General features: G+C 74.5%; 14 protein-coding genes and 1 rRNA gene. 3 read left to right on the plus strand and 12 right to left on the minus strand.

Going from position 1 to position 16,134, the window contains the following annotated elements:
• Positions 1-60: 60 nt before the first annotated feature.
• A complete protein-coding gene (locus IF73_RS0114995; protein ID WP_031007787.1) occupies positions 61-1,584 on the minus strand; it encodes an APC family permease in 1,524 nt (507 codons plus the stop codon).
• 159 nt (positions 1,585-1,743) lie between these two features.
• Between IF73_RS0114995 and IF73_RS0115000 the strand changes: the two genes are divergently transcribed.
• Positions 1,744-3,366, plus strand: coding sequence for a PucR family transcriptional regulator (locus tag IF73_RS0115000; RefSeq protein ID WP_031007788.1), 1,623 nt, complete (start codon positions 1,744-1,746; stop codon positions 3,364-3,366).
• 13 nt (positions 3,367-3,379) lie between these two features.
• On the opposite strand, the gene IF73_RS0115005 is transcribed toward IF73_RS0115000, so the two are convergent.
• The 5 genes from IF73_RS0115005 to IF73_RS0115025 all read right to left on the minus strand — a co-directional run bounded on the left by IF73_RS0115005 (position 3,380) and on the right by IF73_RS0115025 (position 8,516).
• Positions 3,380-4,468, minus strand: a complete 1,089-nt coding sequence (locus IF73_RS0115005; protein WP_031007790.1) for a glycosyltransferase family 4 protein — start codon at positions 4,466-4,468, stop codon at positions 3,380-3,382.
• Between the two features lie 252 nt (positions 4,469-4,720).
• Positions 4,721-6,472 (minus strand): DNA repair protein RecN, encoded by a 1,752-nt coding sequence (gene recN / locus IF73_RS0115010; RefSeq protein WP_031007792.1) that lies wholly within the window; start codon positions 6,470-6,472, stop codon positions 4,721-4,723.
• A 46-nt stretch (positions 6,473-6,518) separates the two neighbouring features.
• Positions 6,519-7,436: an NAD kinase gene (locus IF73_RS0115015; protein ID WP_031007794.1), complete on the minus strand. Its 918-nt coding sequence runs from the start codon at positions 7,434-7,436 to the stop codon at positions 6,519-6,521.
• Entirely contained in the window at positions 7,433-8,248 is an 816-nt protein-coding gene (locus IF73_RS0115020) for a TlyA family RNA methyltransferase (protein ID WP_031007797.1), read from the minus strand. Before IF73_RS0115020 ends, IF73_RS0115015 begins: the two co-directional genes overlap by 4 nt.
• Before the next feature lie 7 nt (positions 8,249-8,255).
• Entirely contained in the window at positions 8,256-8,516 is a 261-nt protein-coding gene (locus IF73_RS0115025; protein WP_031007799.1) for a hypothetical protein, read from the minus strand.
• Between the two features lie 42 nt (positions 8,517-8,558).
• Between IF73_RS0115025 and IF73_RS0115030 the strand changes: the two genes are divergently transcribed.
• Positions 8,559-8,906, plus strand: a complete 348-nt coding sequence (locus IF73_RS0115030) for an SCP2 sterol-binding domain-containing protein (RefSeq protein WP_031007801.1) — start codon at positions 8,559-8,561, stop codon at positions 8,904-8,906.
• Here IF73_RS0115030 and IF73_RS0115035 read toward each other — a convergent pair.
• The 4 genes from IF73_RS0115035 to IF73_RS0115050 all read right to left on the minus strand — a co-directional run bounded on the left by IF73_RS0115035 (position 8,895) and on the right by IF73_RS0115050 (position 13,042).
• Positions 8,895-9,791, minus strand: a complete 897-nt coding sequence (locus IF73_RS0115035; protein ID WP_402319293.1) for an ABC transporter ATP-binding protein — start codon at positions 9,789-9,791, stop codon at positions 8,895-8,897. The two genes, IF73_RS0115030 and IF73_RS0115035, sit on opposite strands and share 12 nt — an antisense overlap.
• Before the next feature lie 17 nt (positions 9,792-9,808).
• Positions 9,809-10,843, minus strand: a complete 1,035-nt coding sequence (locus IF73_RS0115040) for a FecCD family ABC transporter permease (RefSeq protein ID WP_031007806.1) — start codon at positions 10,841-10,843, stop codon at positions 9,809-9,811.
• A complete protein-coding gene (locus tag IF73_RS0115045; RefSeq protein WP_031007808.1) occupies positions 10,840-11,895 on the minus strand; it encodes an iron chelate uptake ABC transporter family permease subunit in 1,056 nt (351 codons plus the stop codon). Before IF73_RS0115045 ends, IF73_RS0115040 begins: the two co-directional genes overlap by 4 nt.
• An 82-nt stretch (positions 11,896-11,977) precedes the next feature.
• Positions 11,978-13,042, minus strand: coding sequence for an HAD hydrolase-like protein (locus IF73_RS0115050; protein WP_031007810.1), 1,065 nt, complete (start codon positions 13,040-13,042; stop codon positions 11,978-11,980).
• A gap of 85 nt (positions 13,043-13,127) precedes the next feature.
• Between IF73_RS0115050 and IF73_RS0115055 the strand changes: the two genes are divergently transcribed.
• Positions 13,128-14,420 (plus strand): DUF1015 family protein, encoded by a 1,293-nt coding sequence (locus IF73_RS0115055; protein WP_031007811.1) that lies wholly within the window; start codon positions 13,128-13,130, stop codon positions 14,418-14,420.
• A 71-nt stretch (positions 14,421-14,491) separates the two neighbouring features.
• On the opposite strand, the gene IF73_RS40425 is transcribed toward IF73_RS0115055, so the two are convergent.
• Together IF73_RS40425 and rrf are read right to left on the minus strand one after the other, a co-directional pair.
• Positions 14,492-15,244: a tetratricopeptide repeat protein gene (locus IF73_RS40425; RefSeq protein ID WP_037879241.1), complete on the minus strand. Its 753-nt coding sequence runs from the start codon at positions 15,242-15,244 to the stop codon at positions 14,492-14,494.
• Between the two features lie 793 nt (positions 15,245-16,037).
• A 5S ribosomal RNA gene (gene rrf / locus IF73_RS38640) occupies positions 16,038-16,134 on the minus strand; the annotation flags it as partial.

The raw sequence follows: 16,134 nt of genomic DNA on the forward strand, positions 1-16,134 counted from the left end.
GGGCGCTCCTGGAGTGGTGGGGGTTCGGCCGGTGGCGGTGCCGGCCGTACGGCCGCGGGGTCAGCCGTGGGCGGCGGTGACGGGTTCCGTCTGCTCGTCGTCGCGTTCGGCGGCGTCCTCCAGGACGATCCGGCCGATGATCTCGTACCGCGCGGGCTGCTTGGCCTTGAGATAGAGGCCGAGGCCGAGGCCGCCGAAGAAGACGGCGCCGACGATCCACGGGATGGCCTTGAAGAAGAGGGAGTCGGCGGCGAGTCCGGCGGCGGTCTCCATGTTGACGACGAGGAGGACGACGACGGCGGTCATGCCGATGCCGCCGAGGAGCGGCGCCGTGAGGGTCCTGAACCAGTGCCGGTCCTCGGGGTGGTTCTTGCGGAAGTAGCCGATGACGGCGAAGGAGCAGAGGGTCTGCACGATGAGGATGGCCATCGTGCCGAGGATCGCGAGCAGCGTGTAGAGGTGGATGTAGGGGTCCTGGCCGGTGAGCCAGAAGGCGCCGACGAGGAGGACGGCGATGGCGCTCTGCACGAAGGAGGCGAGGTACGGGGAGCCGTGCCGGGGGTGGGTGCGGCCCAGCGCCGGGTGGAGGAAGCCCTCGCGGCCGATGGCGTAGAGGTAGCGGGAGGCGCACTGGTGGAAGGCCATGCCGCAGGCGAAGGAGCCGGTGAGCAGCAGCCACTGGAAGGCGTCGACGGCCCAGGCGCCGATGAAGGTCTGGGTGGGGGCGAAGAAGAGGTCGAGCGGGCTGGTCGAGGAGGACAGCTTCACGGAGCCGGTCAGGCCGTTGCCGGCGATCGTCATCCAGGAGACGTAGATGTAGAAGAGGCCGACGCCGATGACGGAGATGAGGGTGGCGCGGGGGATGACGCGCTTGGGGTCGCGGGACTCCTCGCCGTACATGGCGGTGGACTCGAAGCCGACCCAGGACCAGAAGGCGAAGAAGAGGCCGAGGCCCGCGGAGGCGCCGGTGAAGGCGTTCTTCGGGTTGATCGGCTCGACGGGGATGCCGTCCGGGCCTCCGCCGTGGATCAGGACGGCGGTGGCGACCGCGAAGAGGACGGCGATCTCCGCGATGAGCATGACGCCGAGCGCCTTGGCGGTGAGGTTGATGTCGAAGTACGACAGCACGGCGGTGACGGCCAGCATGACGGCCGCGTACAGGATCCAGGGCAGGTCGACGCCGAGCTGGTCGGCGACGGTGGTCTTCGCGAAGTAGGCGAAGACGCCGACGATGGACGCCTCGAAGACGATGTAGGCGAGGACGGCGAGCATGCCGGAGGCCATGCCGGCGATCCGGCCGAGGCCGTGCGAGATGTAGCCGTAGAAGGCGCCGGCGGCGGTGATCCGCTTGGCCATAGCCACGTAGCCGACGGAGAAGACGGTCAGGACGAGGGTGGCGAAGAGGTAGCCGGCGGGGGCGCCCGTGCCGTTGCCGAAGCCGACGGCGATGGGGAGGTTGCCGGTCATGGCCGTGATCGGCGCGGCGGTGGCCACGGCCATGAAGACGACGCCGACGAGCCCGACGGAGTTCGCCTTGAGCCGGTCCACGCGCGGGGCCGGCTGCGGGGTGGAGGTATCTGCCATGGCGGGAGAGCATCCACCGGAGTGACGTAGGCCACAAGCGACATTCGGTCGTACAAATCCCGCCGCGCCACGACGAGTTGTCGCCCCTGTGTGCGATCGGACCCGCCCCGTGACCGTGGTGAGATGTCCAGGAAACACCATCGGCGATAGCGTCCGCCCATGGACACGCAGGGCGGCATCACCGTACAACGGGCACTCGAACTGCCGGGGCTCCGCAGCGGCCTCCCGGAGGTCGTCGCCTGCGCCGACCGGCTCCAGCGCACCGTGCGGTGGGTGCACGCGGGCGAGGTGCCCAACATCGCGTCCCTGCTGAAGGGCGGCGAGCTGCTGCTGACCACCGGTCTCGGCCTGGGCACCCGTCCGGCCGAGCAGCGGGCCTTCGTGCGGCGCCTCGCCGACCGGGGCATCGCGGCCCTCGTCGTGGAGCTCGGCCCGCGCTTCGCCCGGCTGCCGGCGACGATAGTGGAGACCGCCCGGGCCGCCGGGCTGCCGCTGGTCCAGCTCCACCGCGAGGTGCCGTTCGTCACGGTGACGGAGGAGATCCACACCGAGATCGTCAACGGCCACTACGCGCTCCAGCGGCAGGCCGAGGAGATCCACCGGCAGTGCACGGAGGCGCTGCTCGGCGGCGGCGGGGTGCCCCAGGTCCTGCGGATCCTCTCCGACTTCGCCGCGAACCCGGTCTTCCTGGAGACCGCCGACGGGCAGCTGCTGTACGCGGCGGGCACCGAGTCCGGTCCGGCCGACCCGCTGCAGGTGTGGGACGGGCTCCGCGGCCAGCGCGCGGCCCGCGAGTCGGGCCCGCCGACCGGCACGGTCCTCGTCGACGTCCCCGGCGGAGGCCCCGGCACGGGCTCGGTGCGGGCCCGGCTGGTGCTGCTCGCGGTCTCCGGCGCCCTCTCCCCCGTCCACCGGATGGCCGCCGAGCGGGCCGCGGGCCTCCTCGCGGTCGTCCTGATGCAGGCCCGGCAGGAGGAGGAGCTGGCGGCGCGCGGCCGCGGCGACTTCCTGACGGATCTGGCGGAGGGCCGGATCTCGGCGGAGGACGCGCCGGCGCAGGCCCGTGTCCTCGGCTTCCGGCCGGGCGAGGGGCCGCTGCTGCCGGTCGTGATGCGGCTGGCCCCCGAGCTCTCCCCGTCCGGTAGCTGGGCGCTGCTCGCCCGCGCCGTCCACGAGGAGCTGTCCTCGGTCGGCGTGCCCGCGCTCCTCGGCGTCCGCCCGGTCGAGGGCCGCGTCCCGGTCCTGCTCGGCCTGCGCTCCGAGTCGGAGCGGACGGCGGTCGCCGACCGGGTCGCGGCGGCGCTGCGGGCCGGGGTGGAGCGGGCCGGTCTGGAGGGCGCCGGGGCGCATCCGCCGGTCGTGGTGGTCGGGATGGCCGGCGGCTGGGCGGCCGCGTCGGCGGGGCTGCGGCACGCGGCGGAGACGGCCACGGCGGCGCAGGGCCTGACGGACCGCCCCTGGTACGACGCCCGGCGGCTCGACATCGACCTGCTGCTGTGGCGGCTGCGCGACCACCCGGACCTGGCGGCCTTCGTCGACCGCGCGATCGGCCCGCTCCGGGACCACGACCGCGCCTCCCGGCCGCCGCTGCTGCCCACGCTGGAGACGTATCTGGCGCACGCGGGCCGCAAGGCGGAGACGGCGCGCGAGCTGCACCTCAACCGCCAGACGCTCTACAACCGGCTGGCCCGCATCTCCGAGCTCCTCGGCACGGACCTGGACGACCCGCAGACCGTCCTGGCCCTCTCCCTGGCCCTACGAGCCCGCCGCCACACGCCGTGACCCGCACCGGGGGCTAGCGGGCCGCCAGTTCGTCGTAGACGCTCAGGACGTGCGCGATGGTGTCGTCCTCCGTCGGCCACGTCCCGGCCTGGACGCGTCCCGCCGCCGCGAGGTCCATCCGCCGCTCCTCGTCCTCCAGGAGGCCCCGGACGGCCGCGGCGAGGGCGTCGGCGTCGCCGTACGGCACGAGTTCCGCGGCGTCGCCGACGAGTTCGGGGATTCCGCCGACGGCGGTGGCGACCAGCGGGACGCCGAGCCGGAGCGCCTCCTGGGCGAGCAGGGAGCGCGACTCCCAGCGGGACGGCAGCACCGCGACGTCCGCGGCGGCCAGCAGTTCGGCGACGTCGTCGCGGCGCCCGACGATCCGGACGGCGAGCCCTTCGGCGACGATCCGCCGCTGGAGCGCGGCCCGTTCGCGGCCCTCGCCGGCGATGACGAGCAGCGGCTGCGGGTCGAGCTCCCGCCACGCGCGGGCCGCGTCGAGCAGCGTCCCGTACCCGCGTCCGGGTTCGAGCGCGCCGACGGCCATCAGCAGCGGCCGGTCGACGGCGCCGAGTTCGGCCCTGGCCTTGCCGTCGTGGAGGCAGACGGGCCCGCGCGCGGCGGGCACGGTGACCGGGGCGAGCCGCGCGTCGCGGGCGCCGCGCCGCCGGGCCCGGTCGACGAGTTCCGAGGAGGTGCCGAGGACGACGGCGGCCGCCCGCGCGGTCCGGCGTTCCAGGAGCCGTACGAGCCCGCCCAGGGGCCCGTCGGTGTGCGGGCGGCCGTGCCAGGTGGTGACGAGCGGGGTGCGGGCGAGCCCGACGCCGCCGGAGACGGCGAGCGCGGCCCGGACGGAGGCGTGCAGGCCGTGCGCGTGGACGACGTCGGCGCCGATGCAGGCGTTGCGGAGCACGGCGACGGTCGCGGGGTCGTTGCGGCGGGGCAGCGGCACGACGTGCGCGCCGGCCCCCGAGTAGTCGTAGAGACGGTCGAGTTCGGCCGGAGCGCACACGGTCACCCGGACGCCCCTCGCCACCAGCCCCGCGGCAAGTGATCGGACGTGCGCGCTGCTGCCCGCGCTGCCGCCGCCCAGCACCTGGACCGTACGGAGCTGTGTCACGCGCCCAAGGATGCCAGCCCGGGCAGCCGACCGTACGCACGTTCCGGCACCGACACCGCGTCGTTCCCGTGTCCGAGCACCGCCCCGTCCTCCGGTTTCACCCGTCCGAGCGAGCGCGCGCCCTCACGGCGCGCGCCCCCACTCGCATCGAGGCCCCGGGCCCCGGCCACGCGCGTCGAGGCACCGGACCCCGGCCACGCGCGTCGAGGCCCCGGGCCCCGGCCACGCGCGTCGAGCCGCCGGGGCCCCGGATCACCCGTCGGCCCTGGCCGTGGCCAGGAGCTCCTCCGCGTGGGCCCGGGCGGTCTCGGAGTCCTCCTGGCCGGCGAGCATCCGGGAGAGCTCGCGGACCCGCTCCTCGCCCTCCAGGACGGTGACGCCGGACCGGGTGACGGAGCCGTCGTTGGTCTTCTCGACGAGCAGCTGCCGGTCGGCGAAGGCCGCGACCTGCGGGAGGTGGGTGACGACCACGACCTGCGCGGACTTGGCGAGCTTGGCGAGCCGCCGGCCGATCTCCACCGCCGCCTTGCCGCCGACGCCCGCGTCGACCTCGTCGAAGAGGTACGTCGGCACCGGGTCGACCCCGGCGAAGACGACCTCGACGGCGAGCATCACCCGGGACAGCTCACCACCGGACGCGCCCTTGGCGATGGGCCGCGGCGGGGCACCGGGGTGCGGGGCGAGCAGCAGCTCGACCTCGTCGGCGCCGGCCGGCCCGTACACCACCCGCCGCCCGCCGACCTCGACACCCGCGGCCTCGTCGAGCGCCTCGGTCTGCCGGATGTCGAAGGACACGCGCGCGTGCGGCATGGCCAGCGAGGCCAGCTCGGCGGTGACCGCCTGCGCGAACCGGTCCGCGGCCTCCACCCGGGCGTCGGTGAGCCGCTGCGCGAGGACGGACAGCTCGTCGCGGAGCCGGTCCCGCTCGGCGGACAGCTCCCCGATCCGGTCGTCGTCGCCGTCCAGCTCCAGCAGCCGTGCGGCGCTCTCCTCCGCCCAGAGCAGGACGGCCCCGACGGAGTCGCCGTACTTCCGGGTGAGCTGGGTGAGCGCGGCCCGCCGCTCCTCGACCGCGGCGAGCCGCAGCGGATCGGCGTCCAGGTCGTCGGCGTACCCCGCCAGCTCCTGCGCCACGTCGGCCAGCAGGATGGAGATCTCCCCCATCCGGTCGGCCAGCGCGGCGAGCGCCGGGTCGTGCGACCGTACGGCCTCCAGGGCCCGGCCCGCGCCCGCGACCAGCGTGGTCGCGTCCACGGACTCGGGGTCCTCCGGGTTCCCGGCGAGCGCGGCGTGCGCGAGCGCGGCGGCGGAGGCCAGCGCCTCCGCGTGCCCGAGCCGCTCGGCCTCGGCGGCCAGCTCCGCGTCCTCGCCGGCCAGCGGCGCGACGGCCTCGATCTCGCCGAGCCCGAAGCGCAGCAGATCGGCCTCCTGGGCTCGCTCACGTGCCCGGGTGGTGATCTCGTCCAGCTCGGCGGTGACGGCGCGCAGCCGCCGGTACACCTCGCCGTAGGCGGCGAGCGGCCCGGCGACCGCCTCGCCCGCGTACCGGTCGAGCGCGCCGCGCTGCCGGGCGGGCTTCAGCAGGCCCTGCTGGTCGGTCTGGCCGTGGACGGCGACGAGCTCGTCGGCGAGCTCGGCGAGCAGCCCGACGGGCACCGACCGCCCGCCGAGGTGCGCCCGCGAGCGCCCCTCCGCGGAGACGGTACGGGTCACCAGCAGGGCGCCCTCGTCGAGCTCCGCCCCGGCCTCCTCGGCCCGCAGCGCGGCGGGCGCGCCGGGCGGCAGGCTGATCCGCCCCTCGACGACCGCCGAGCCCGCCCCGATCCGCACCAGGGCCGGGTCGGCCCGTCCGCCGAGCAGCAGCCCGAGACTCGTGACGACCATGGTCTTGCCCGCGCCGGTCTCACCCGTCACCGCGGTGAAGCCGGGCGACAGCTCGACCACCGCGTCGTCGATGACTCCGAGCGACCGTATCCGCATCTCCTCCAGCACGCCCCAGACCATACGAGGTTTCCGCACCGGGACGCGACATCGCCCCCACTCCGGACGGTCAGTGCGGCGCGCCGCGCCACCCCGAGACCGGCAGCGCGAACTTCGCGACCAGCCGGTCGGTGAAGGACGCGTGGTGGAGCCGGGCGAGCCGGACGGGCACGGCGCCGCGCCGGACCTCGACGCGGGCGCCGGCGGGCAGCTCGACGGTCCGCCGCCCGTCGCACCACAGCACCCCGTGCGGGGTGTGCGGCTCGACCTCGACGGCGAGGACGGAGTCGGGGGTGGTGACGAGCGGCTTGGCGAACAGCGCGTGCGCCCCGATCGGCACCATGAGCAGCGCCTCCACCTCGGGCCAGACGACCGGGCCGCCGGCCGAGAAGGCGTACGCGGTGGACCCGGTCGGCGTCGCGCAGATCACGCCGTCGCAGCCGAAGCCGGTGACGGGCCGGCCGTCGATGGCGAGGACGACCTCCAGCATCCGCTCCGGGGACACCTTCTGCACGGCGGCCTCGTTGAGCGCCCAGTCGCGGTGCAGGGTGTCGCCGTTCTGGTAGACGGCGACGTCGAGGGTCATCCGCTCCTCGACCTCGTACGCCCGGGTGACGACCCGGTCGACGACCTTGTCGAGGTCGTCGCGCTCGGCCTCGGCGAGGAAGCCGACGCGGCCGAGGTTGACGCCGAGCATCGGCACGCCGGAGGCGCGGGAGAACTCGGCGCCGCGCAGCAGCGTGCCGTCACCGCCGAGGACGATGATCAGTTCGCAGCCGTCGAGCGCCTCCGGGCAGTTGTCCGGGATCTTCTCCACGGACGGCGGCAGCGGCAGGTCGGCCGCCTCCGCCTCCAGGACCCGGACGCCGATGCCGCTGCGCAGCAGCCCCAGGACGACGAGTTCGGCGCTGCGCACGGCGGCCGGCCGGCCGGTGTGCGCGAGCAGGAAGACGGTGCGTGGTGCCTGTGGTGCCGCTGTCTCTGTCAACGAGGTCCCTCCGCCACGGCGCGGTCGACGTCCGCAGGATCGAGTGCGGGCGCCCCGGCCCGCAGCCACAGAAAGTACTCGACGTTCCCGGACGGCCCCGGCAGCGGGCTGGCGGTGACGCCGGCCACCCCGAGTCCGAGCTCCGCCGCCTGCCGGGCGACGTTCTTCACCGCGTCGGCGCGCAGCTCGGCGCTGCGCACGACTCCGCCGGAGCCGAGCCGCTCCTTGCCCACCTCGAACTGCGGCTTGACCATCAGGACGAGGTCGGCGTCCGGCGCGGTGCAGGCGACCAGGGCGGGCAGCACGAGGCCGAGCGGGATGAAGGAGAGGTCGCCGACGACGAGGTCGGCGGGGACGCCGTCGATCGAGTCGAGGGTCATCTCGCGCACGTTGGTGCGGTCCTTGACGGTGACCCGCTCGTCGCTCTGGAGCGACCAGGCGAGCTGGCCGTAGCCGACGTCGACGGCGACGACGTGGCCGGCGCCGGCGCGCAGCAGCACGTCGGTGAAGCCGCCGGTGGAGGCGCCGGCGTCGAGGGCCCGCCGGCCCTCGACCTTCAGCCCCTTCGGTACGAAGGCGGCGAGGGCGCCGGCGAGCTTGTGGCCGCCGCGCGAGACGTAGTCGGGGTCGGAGTCGTCCTGGGTGACGACGATCGCCGCGGCGGTCTCGACCTGGGTGGCGGGCTTGGTGGCGACGGTCTTGCCGACGGTCACCCGGCCCGCGGCGATCAGCTGGCTGGCGTGCTCGCGCGAGCGGGCGAGTTTGCGCCGGACCAGCTCGGCGTCGAGGCGGCGGCGTGCCACTCCTGCCACGGTGGGTTCAGCTCCTGGGGTCGTGCGGACGGGGTGCGGAGGCGGGGTGCGCGTCGAGCGAGGTCAGCTCGGCGCGCAGTCCTCGGTGTACATCCTCGTACACCGCGAGGTGTCCGTCCGCCGGGAGGTGGTCGGCCTCGCCCAGCCGCTCGACGAGCGCGTCGACGGCCGGCAGCCCGGTGGGCTCCCGGTCCACCCCCAGCGGGGCGGCGGCCGCGGGCCCGTCCGCCGCCGGTTCCGTACCGGTGTCCGTCATCGCTTCGTCCATGCCCCGACGCTATCGCGAAGCCCTGGGGTACGGTCGACGGCGATGGCGACGATCACGGAGTGCCGCGACGCACTCGACAAGCTGGCGGAGAACCTCGCGGGGGCGGACGGCTCGGTCCGGGGCGCCGCGGCGCTCGACCGCACCCTGAGCTGCCACCTCACGGACCTCGACACGACCTTCACCGGCCGGCTGGCCGGCGGCCGGATGGTCGTGGAGTCCACGGTGGCCGGCCCACCGCCCCACAAGGCACAGATCCGGCTGGCGATGACCGGCGACGACCTGGTGGCGATGGTGGACGGCCGGCTGAACTTCGCGAAGGCGTGGGCCTCCGGCCGGGTCAGGCTGGAGGCCGGCTTCCGCGACCTGCTGCGGCTCCGCTCACTTCTGTAGGGCGGCCACCGGTACGGCCTCCCGCGCCGCCTCCGGCGCGGGCGCGCTCCGCCGGGCCCGGGCCTGCCGCCCGGCCGGGACGACCAGCGGGGTGCCCGTCTCCGGGTCGTCGATGACCTGGCAGCGCAGCCCGAAGACCAGCTCGACCAGCTCCGCGGTGACCACCTCGGACGGCGGCCCCTGGGCGACGACCTCGCCGCCGCGCACCGCGATGAGGTGGGTGGCGTACCGGGCCGCGTGGTTGAGGTCGTGCAGGACGGCGACGAGCGTCCGCCCCTGCGTCTCGTGCAGCTCGGCGCAGAGGTCGAGGACGTCGATCTGGTGCTGGATGTCGAGGTACGTGGTCGGCTCGTCGAGCAGCAGCAGCGGGGTCTGCTGGGCGAGCGCCATGGCGATCCACACCCGCTGGCGCTGGCCGCCGGAGAGCTCGTCGACGAACCGGTCGGCGAGCTCGGCGACGCCGGTCGACTCCATCGACTCCTGCACGATCCGCTCGTCCTCCGGCGACCACTGGCGCAGCAGGCCCTGGTGCGGGTAGCGGCCGCGGGCGACGAGGTCGGCGACGGTGATGCCGTCGGGCGCGATGGACGACTGCGGCAGCAGGCCGAGGGTGCGGGCCACCTTCTTCGCCGGCAGCGAGTGGATCGACTGCCCGTCGAGCAGCACCCGGCCCTGCGTCGGCTTCAGCATCCGGGAGAGGGCGCGCAGCAGGGTGGACTTGCCGCAGGCGTTGGGCCCGACGATGACGGTGAAGGAGTGGTCGGGGATCTCGACGGACAGGTCGCGGGCAATGACCCGCTGCTCGTACGCGAGGGTGACCGACTCGGCCCCGAGGCGCTGCTGCTGCCGACCGCTCATGGGCATGCTCCTGTTGTCCTGGTCCATGGTGCTCTTGTTCGTGGTCATATCCGGCCCGCCTTGCGCTCGCTGACGAGCAGCCAGAGCAGATAGCAGCCGCCGAGGATGCCGGTGACGACACCGACGGGCAGCTGGCGGTCGCCGAAGGCGTTGCTGGCGATCCAGTCGGCGCTCAGCAGCAGCGCGGAGCCCATGACGGCGGAGACCGCCAGGTTGGGGCCGGGCGCGCGGGTGAGCCGGCGGGCCAGCTGCGGGGCGCTGAGGGAGACGAAGACGATGGGCCCGGCCGCCGAGGTGGCGACGGCGACGAGCAGCACGGCGGAGGCCATCAGGACGATCCGGGTCCGCTCGACCTTCACGCCGAGGGCGTACGCGGCGTCGTCGCCCATCTCCAGCATCCGCAGCGCCCGGCCGTGGCCGAGGACCAGCGGCACGAGCACGCAGCAGACGGCGAGCAGCGGCCAGAACTGGGTCCAGTCCCGCCCGTCGAGGGAGCCGGTCATCCACACCGTGGCGCGGGTGGCGTCCACCAGGTCGGCCTTGGTGATGAGGTAGTGGATGACGGAGGTCAGCATGGCGGCCGCGCCGATGCCGACGAGCACCAGCCGGTAGCCGTGCACGCCCCGCTTCCAGGCGAGCAGGTAGATCACGGCGCCGGTGAGGACACCGCCGACGACGGCGCCGAGGGCGGTGGCGACGGCGCTGCCCTGGAAGAGCACGATGACGGTGAGCGCGCCGACGGTGGCGCCCTGGCCGAAGCCGATGACGTCGGGGCTGCCCAGCGGGTTCCGGGAGATCGACTGGAAGACCGCCCCGCCGAGGGCGAGCGCGGCGCCGACCAGGATCGCGACGAGGACCCGCGGCAGCCGCAGCTCCATGACGGCGAACTCCTGGACGACGGTCCCCCGGCCGAGGAGGGTGTCGAGGACCTCGGACGGCGTCATCGGGAAGTCGCCGGTGCAGACGAGGACGGTGCCGACGCCGAGGGTGAGCAGGATCAGCCCGAGGCCGGAGTACGCGGCCCGCGGCGCGTACCGCAGGGAGAGTCCGCCGCCGGTCCGCAGGGTCTTGGTGGTCACAGCTGGGCCATCCTCTTGCGGCGTACGAGTCGGATGAAGACGGGCCCGCCGACGAGGGCCGTCACGATGCCGACCTGGAGTTCGGCGGGCCGGACGACGACCCGGCCGAGGACGTCGGAGCCGAGCAGCAGCACCGGCGCGAGCACGGCCGCGTACGGCAGCATCCACCGCATGTCGGGCCCGGTGATCGCGCGGACCATGTACGGCACCATCAGGCCGAGGAAGACGATCGGTCCGCAGGCGGCGGTCGCGGCCCCGCACATCAGGGTGACGGCGACCATGGCGACGATCCGGGTCCGGTTGATGGAGACGCCGAGCGCGCGGGCGGAGTCGTCGCCCATCTCCATGGCGTTGAGCGGCCGGGCGATCGCCAGCGCCAGCACGGCGCCGGCCAGGATGAACGGCGCGACCCGGCCGACGGTCTCCATGTCGGCGGAGGCCAGCGAGCCGACCGTCCAGAAGCGGAGCCGGTCGAGGGCGGCCGAGTCGAGCAGCTGGACGGCGTTGACGTAGCCGTACAGGGCGGCGGTGGCGGCGGTCCCGGCGAGCGCGAGCCGCACCGGGGTGGCGCTGCGGCTGCCGCCGAGCACGTACACGACGACGGAGACGACGGCGGCGCCGACGAAGGCGAACCAGACGTAGTCGCGGACGTCGGTGACGCCGAGGAAGGCGATGGCGGACACCACGGCGGCGGCCGCGCCGGCGTTGACCCCGAGCAGTCCGGGCTCCGCCAGCGGGTTGCGGGTCAGCCCCTGCATCACCGCGCCGGCCAGGCCGAGCGCCAGGCCGACGAGCAGCCCGAGCAGGGTGCGTGGCACGCGCACGTCGTGGATGACGACGTCGTTGCCGACGCCGCTGTTCTGGAACAGCCCGTGCCACACGTCGCCGATCGGCACCGGCTTGGCGCCGATCATGACGCTGAGGACACAGACAAGCAGCAGGGCGCCGACCGCCGCGAGCAGCCCCAGGGCGCGCACGGAGTTCCGGCGCTTCGGGGACTGCCCGGGACCTGTCGGCTCCGCGCTCGTACGGGAGGGACTCTCGACCAACACGGAGTTAGGTTAGCCTATCCAATATTGGCCTAGGAGGGGTCGGTGGCCCCCAATCCCGGATCCCCCGGCCCTGCCCCCGCTCCTACAGCCCGAGCCGCGCCAGCGCCTTCCCCGCGTCGAGCCCGCATGCCCCGGCCCCGGCCCACGTCCACGCGGCCCCGCACAGGGCCCGCACCCCGTCGAGCACGTCGCTCCCCGCCGTCCCCTCCAGGACGAGCGCGTCCCCGCTCACCGAGGCCCGCCACCCGCCGCACCGGAACCCGCCGTCGCCGTCCGGCTCGACCTCCGGCTGGCCGACGAGCAGCCCCCGCAGATCGGCCGCCACATACGTCGGCCGGTGCTCGGGCACGGCCGCGAGCAGCGTCGCCACATCGGTGACCCCGGTCAGCACGAGCAGCGAGTCGACACCTCCGTTGAACGCGCCCTCGATGTCGGTGTCCAGCCGGTCGCCGACGACCAGCGGCCGCTCGGCCCCGGTCCGCAGCACGGTCTCCCGGTGCATCGGCGGCTGCGGCTTCCCCGCCACCCTCGGCACGACCCGCCCGCCGGTGGCGATCCGCACGACCTCGACGGCCGCCCCGTTCCCCGGCCCGATCCCCCGCGCGCCCGGGATCGTCAGATCGGTGTTGGACGCGTACCAGGGCACACCGCGCCCGACCGCGTACGCCGCCTCCGCGAACCGCCCCCAGGCCATCTCCGGGCCGCCGTACCCCTGGACGACGGCCACCGGCTCGTCGTCCGCCGACTCGACGGGGACGAGCCCCCGCTCGCGCAGCGCGACCCGCAGCCCCTCGCCGCCGACGACGAGCACCCGGGAGCCCTCCGGCACGTCCTCGGCGATGAGCCGGGCCACGGCCTGCGCCGACGTGACGACGTCCCCCGGCGCGGCCGGCACGCCCAGCTCGGTGAGGTGCGCGGCCACCGCGTCCGGCGTCCGCAGCGCGTTGTTCGTCACGTACGCGAGCCGCATCCCGCCGTCCCGGGCCGCTCCGAGCGCCTCCACGGCGTACGGGATCGCCGCCCCGCCCGCGAAGTACACGACCCCGTCGAGGTCGAGCAACGCCGTGTCGTACGCCGCGCTCAGCGCGACCGCGCTGCCGCCGGGCCGGCTCCGTTCCGTCCGCCGCTCCTGGCCGTCTCGCGCCATGACCACCCGCTCCTCACTTCACCGCTCCGACATCCCCCGCTCCCCCGATCATCGCTCATCGCCACCGCGCGCCTACGATGACGAGATGAACTCCTCAGGTCACGCGGCCAGCGACGTCCGCGACGACACCCCGGGGCTGCGCCTGCACCCGTTCCGGGGCATCCGGTACGTCCCCGATCGGGTCGGCAGCCTCGCGGCCGTCACGTCCCCGCCCTATGACGTCGTCGTACGACCTGACGGACTGCTGCACCTGGAGTCGGCGGACCCGCACAACATCGTCCGGCTGATCCTCCCGCAGGCGGTCACGGCCGGCACCCGCCACCGCAAGGCCGCGGTGACGATGGACCGCTGGCTGGCCGACGGCGTCCTCGCCCCCGACCCGACCCCCGCGCTGTACGTGTACGAGCAGCGCGGCGACGGCATCCTCCAGCGCGGCATCATCGGTGCCCTGGAACTCACCACGCCCGACGAGGGCGTCGTCCTCCCGCACGAGGACGTCATGCCGCACGTGGTCGAGGACCGCGCCGCCCTGATGCGCACGACGGCCGCCAATCTGGAGCCGCTGCTCCTGACGTATCCGGGCACCGGCGACGGCGCGGACGAGGTCGTGGAGCGCACGATCCTGCGCGAGCCGCTGCTCGCGACGACGACCGAGGACGGTTTCCACCACCGCCTGTGGGCGGTCACGGATCCGGCCGAGCAGGCGGCGGTCACCACCGAACTCGCCCGCCACCAGGCACTGATCGCCGACGGGCACCACCGCTGGGCGACCTATCTGCGGCTCCGCGACGAGCGTCCTTCGCCGGGCCCCTGGAACCAGGGCCTCGTCCTGCTCATCGACACGGTCCGCTATCCGCTGCGGGTCCGCGCGATCCACCGTCTGCTGAGCCGGCTGCCGGTGGCGGACGCCCTGGAGGCCGTCGGCGACTCCTTCCGGGTCCGCCGCGTCGAGCGCCCCCTGCCGGAGGCCCTGGAGGCCCTGGCCGAGGCCGCGGCGGAGGGCAACGCCTTCCTCCTGGCCGGCGACGGCGCCTTCCACCTCCTGGACCGCCCGGACCCGGCGCTGCTGGCCCGCACGGTCCGCTCCGACCGCCCGGAGGCGTGGCGGACGCTGGACGCGACGGTCCTGCACGCCACGCTCCTGGAGCACGTCTGGCGCGTCCCGGACGCCCCCGAGGACATCGCCTACATCCACGACACGGCGGCGGCCGTCGACCAGGCCGAGCGCCGGGGCGGCACGGCGGTCCTGATGCACCCGGTCCGTGAGGAGGTCGTCCGCGACCTGGCCCGCCAGGGCGTCACGATGCCCCGCAAGTCGACCTCGTTCGGCCCGAAGCCGGCGACGGGCCTGGTCCTCCGCAGCCTCGCCCTGGACTGACCGACGAGCACGTACGGACGCCGAAGGGGCGGCACCCACCGGGTGCCGCCCCTTCGTCACGTCAGAGGGTCTCAGCCCTCGTCGTTCTCGTCGTCCACGTCGTCGGCGTCGAGGTCCGCGTCCGTCTCGATGTCGTTGTCGTTGTCGTCGTCCTCGTCGCCGGCGTCGTCGGCCTCGGCCTCCGACTCGTCGTCGAAGGCGTCGACGAACTCGACCCCGTCCAGCTCGGCGAGCCGGTCGGAGGCGTCCGTGGCGCCGTCCTTGTCGGCCTCCAGGGCCTTGGCGAACCACTCACGCGCCTCCTGCTCCCGCCCGGCGGCGAGCAGGGCGTCGGCGTAGGCGTACCGCAGCCGCGCGGTCCACGGGTGGTTGGCGCTGGACGCCAGCTCGGGGCTCTGCAGGGTCACGATGGCGGCCTCCAGCTGCCCCATGTCCCGGCGGGCGCCGGCGGCGACGAGCCGCATCTCGACCTGCCCGGCCTTGTCGAGCTTCTGCACCTCGGGCTCGCCGGCCATGGCCAGCGCCCGCTCGGGCCGGCCGAGGCCGCGCTCGCAGTCGGCCATCACGGGCCACAGGTCCACGCCACCGCTCATCCGCCGCGCGGCCCGGAACTCGGCCAGCGCCTCGGAGTACTTCTGGTTGGCGTACGCGGCGAAGCCGGCGGCCTCGCGGACGGCGGCGACGCGCGAGGCGAGCCGCAGCGCGACCCGGGAGTAGCCGTACGCCTTCTCCGGGTCCTCGTCGATCAGCTGCGCGACCATGACGAGGTTGCGGGCGACGTCGTCGGCGAGCCCCTTGGGCAGGCTCATGAGCTCCTGGCGCACATCGGCGTCGATCTCCTCGCCGGTGACCTCCGGCGGGATCGGCAGGCGCTTGATCGGCGCGCGGTCGCTCCGCTCACCCCGGTCGTCCCGGCGCCCGTAACCACCCCGGTCGTCACGCCCCCGGTACCCACCACGGTCGCCACCCCGGTCGTCCCGACCCCGGTAGCCCCCACCACGGCTGTCGTCACGGCGGAACCCACCGCCGCGCTGGTCGCCGCCACGGTCGTCACGACCCCGGTAGCCACCGCCACCGCCACGGTTGTCGTCCCGGCGGAAGCCGCCACCGCGCTGGTCGTCACGACCCGCCACCGCGCTGGTCGCCGCCACGGTCGTCACGACCCCGGTAGCCACCGCCACCGCCACGGTTGTCGTCCCGGCGGAAGCCGCCACCGCGCTGGTCGTCACGACGGAAACCGCCGCCGCGCTGGTCGCCGCCACGGTCGTCACGACCCCGGTAGCCACCACCACCGCCACGGTTGTCGTCACGACGGAAGGTTGTCGTCGCGACGGAAGCCGCCCCCACCACGGTTGTCACCACGGCTGTCACCACGGCTGTCGTCACGGCGCGGCCCACGGAAGCCGCCCCGGTCGCCACCGGCACCGTCCCTGCGACGCGGCTCGCGCTCCGGACGGTCGTCGGGAGAGTTGGTGGACATCGGCGTGACTCCTGTCTTCGGGTACTGCAGTCATTCTCGCGCAGCCGGCACCCGGCCGCGCCTCGGAAAAGTCAAGCAAAAAACAAAAGGACCCCTGGTCCCAGCGTGAACGCTGGGACCAGGGGTCCTGAAGATTTGTTCGGCGGCGTCCTACTCTCCCACAGGGTCCCCCCTGCAGTACCATCGGCGCTGAAAGGCTTAGCTTCCGGGTTCGGAATGTAACCGGGCGTTTCC

Source organism: Streptomyces sp. NRRL F-5727 (assembly GCF_000719555.1).
Lineage (GTDB): Bacteria > Actinomycetota > Actinomycetes > Streptomycetales > Streptomycetaceae > Streptomyces.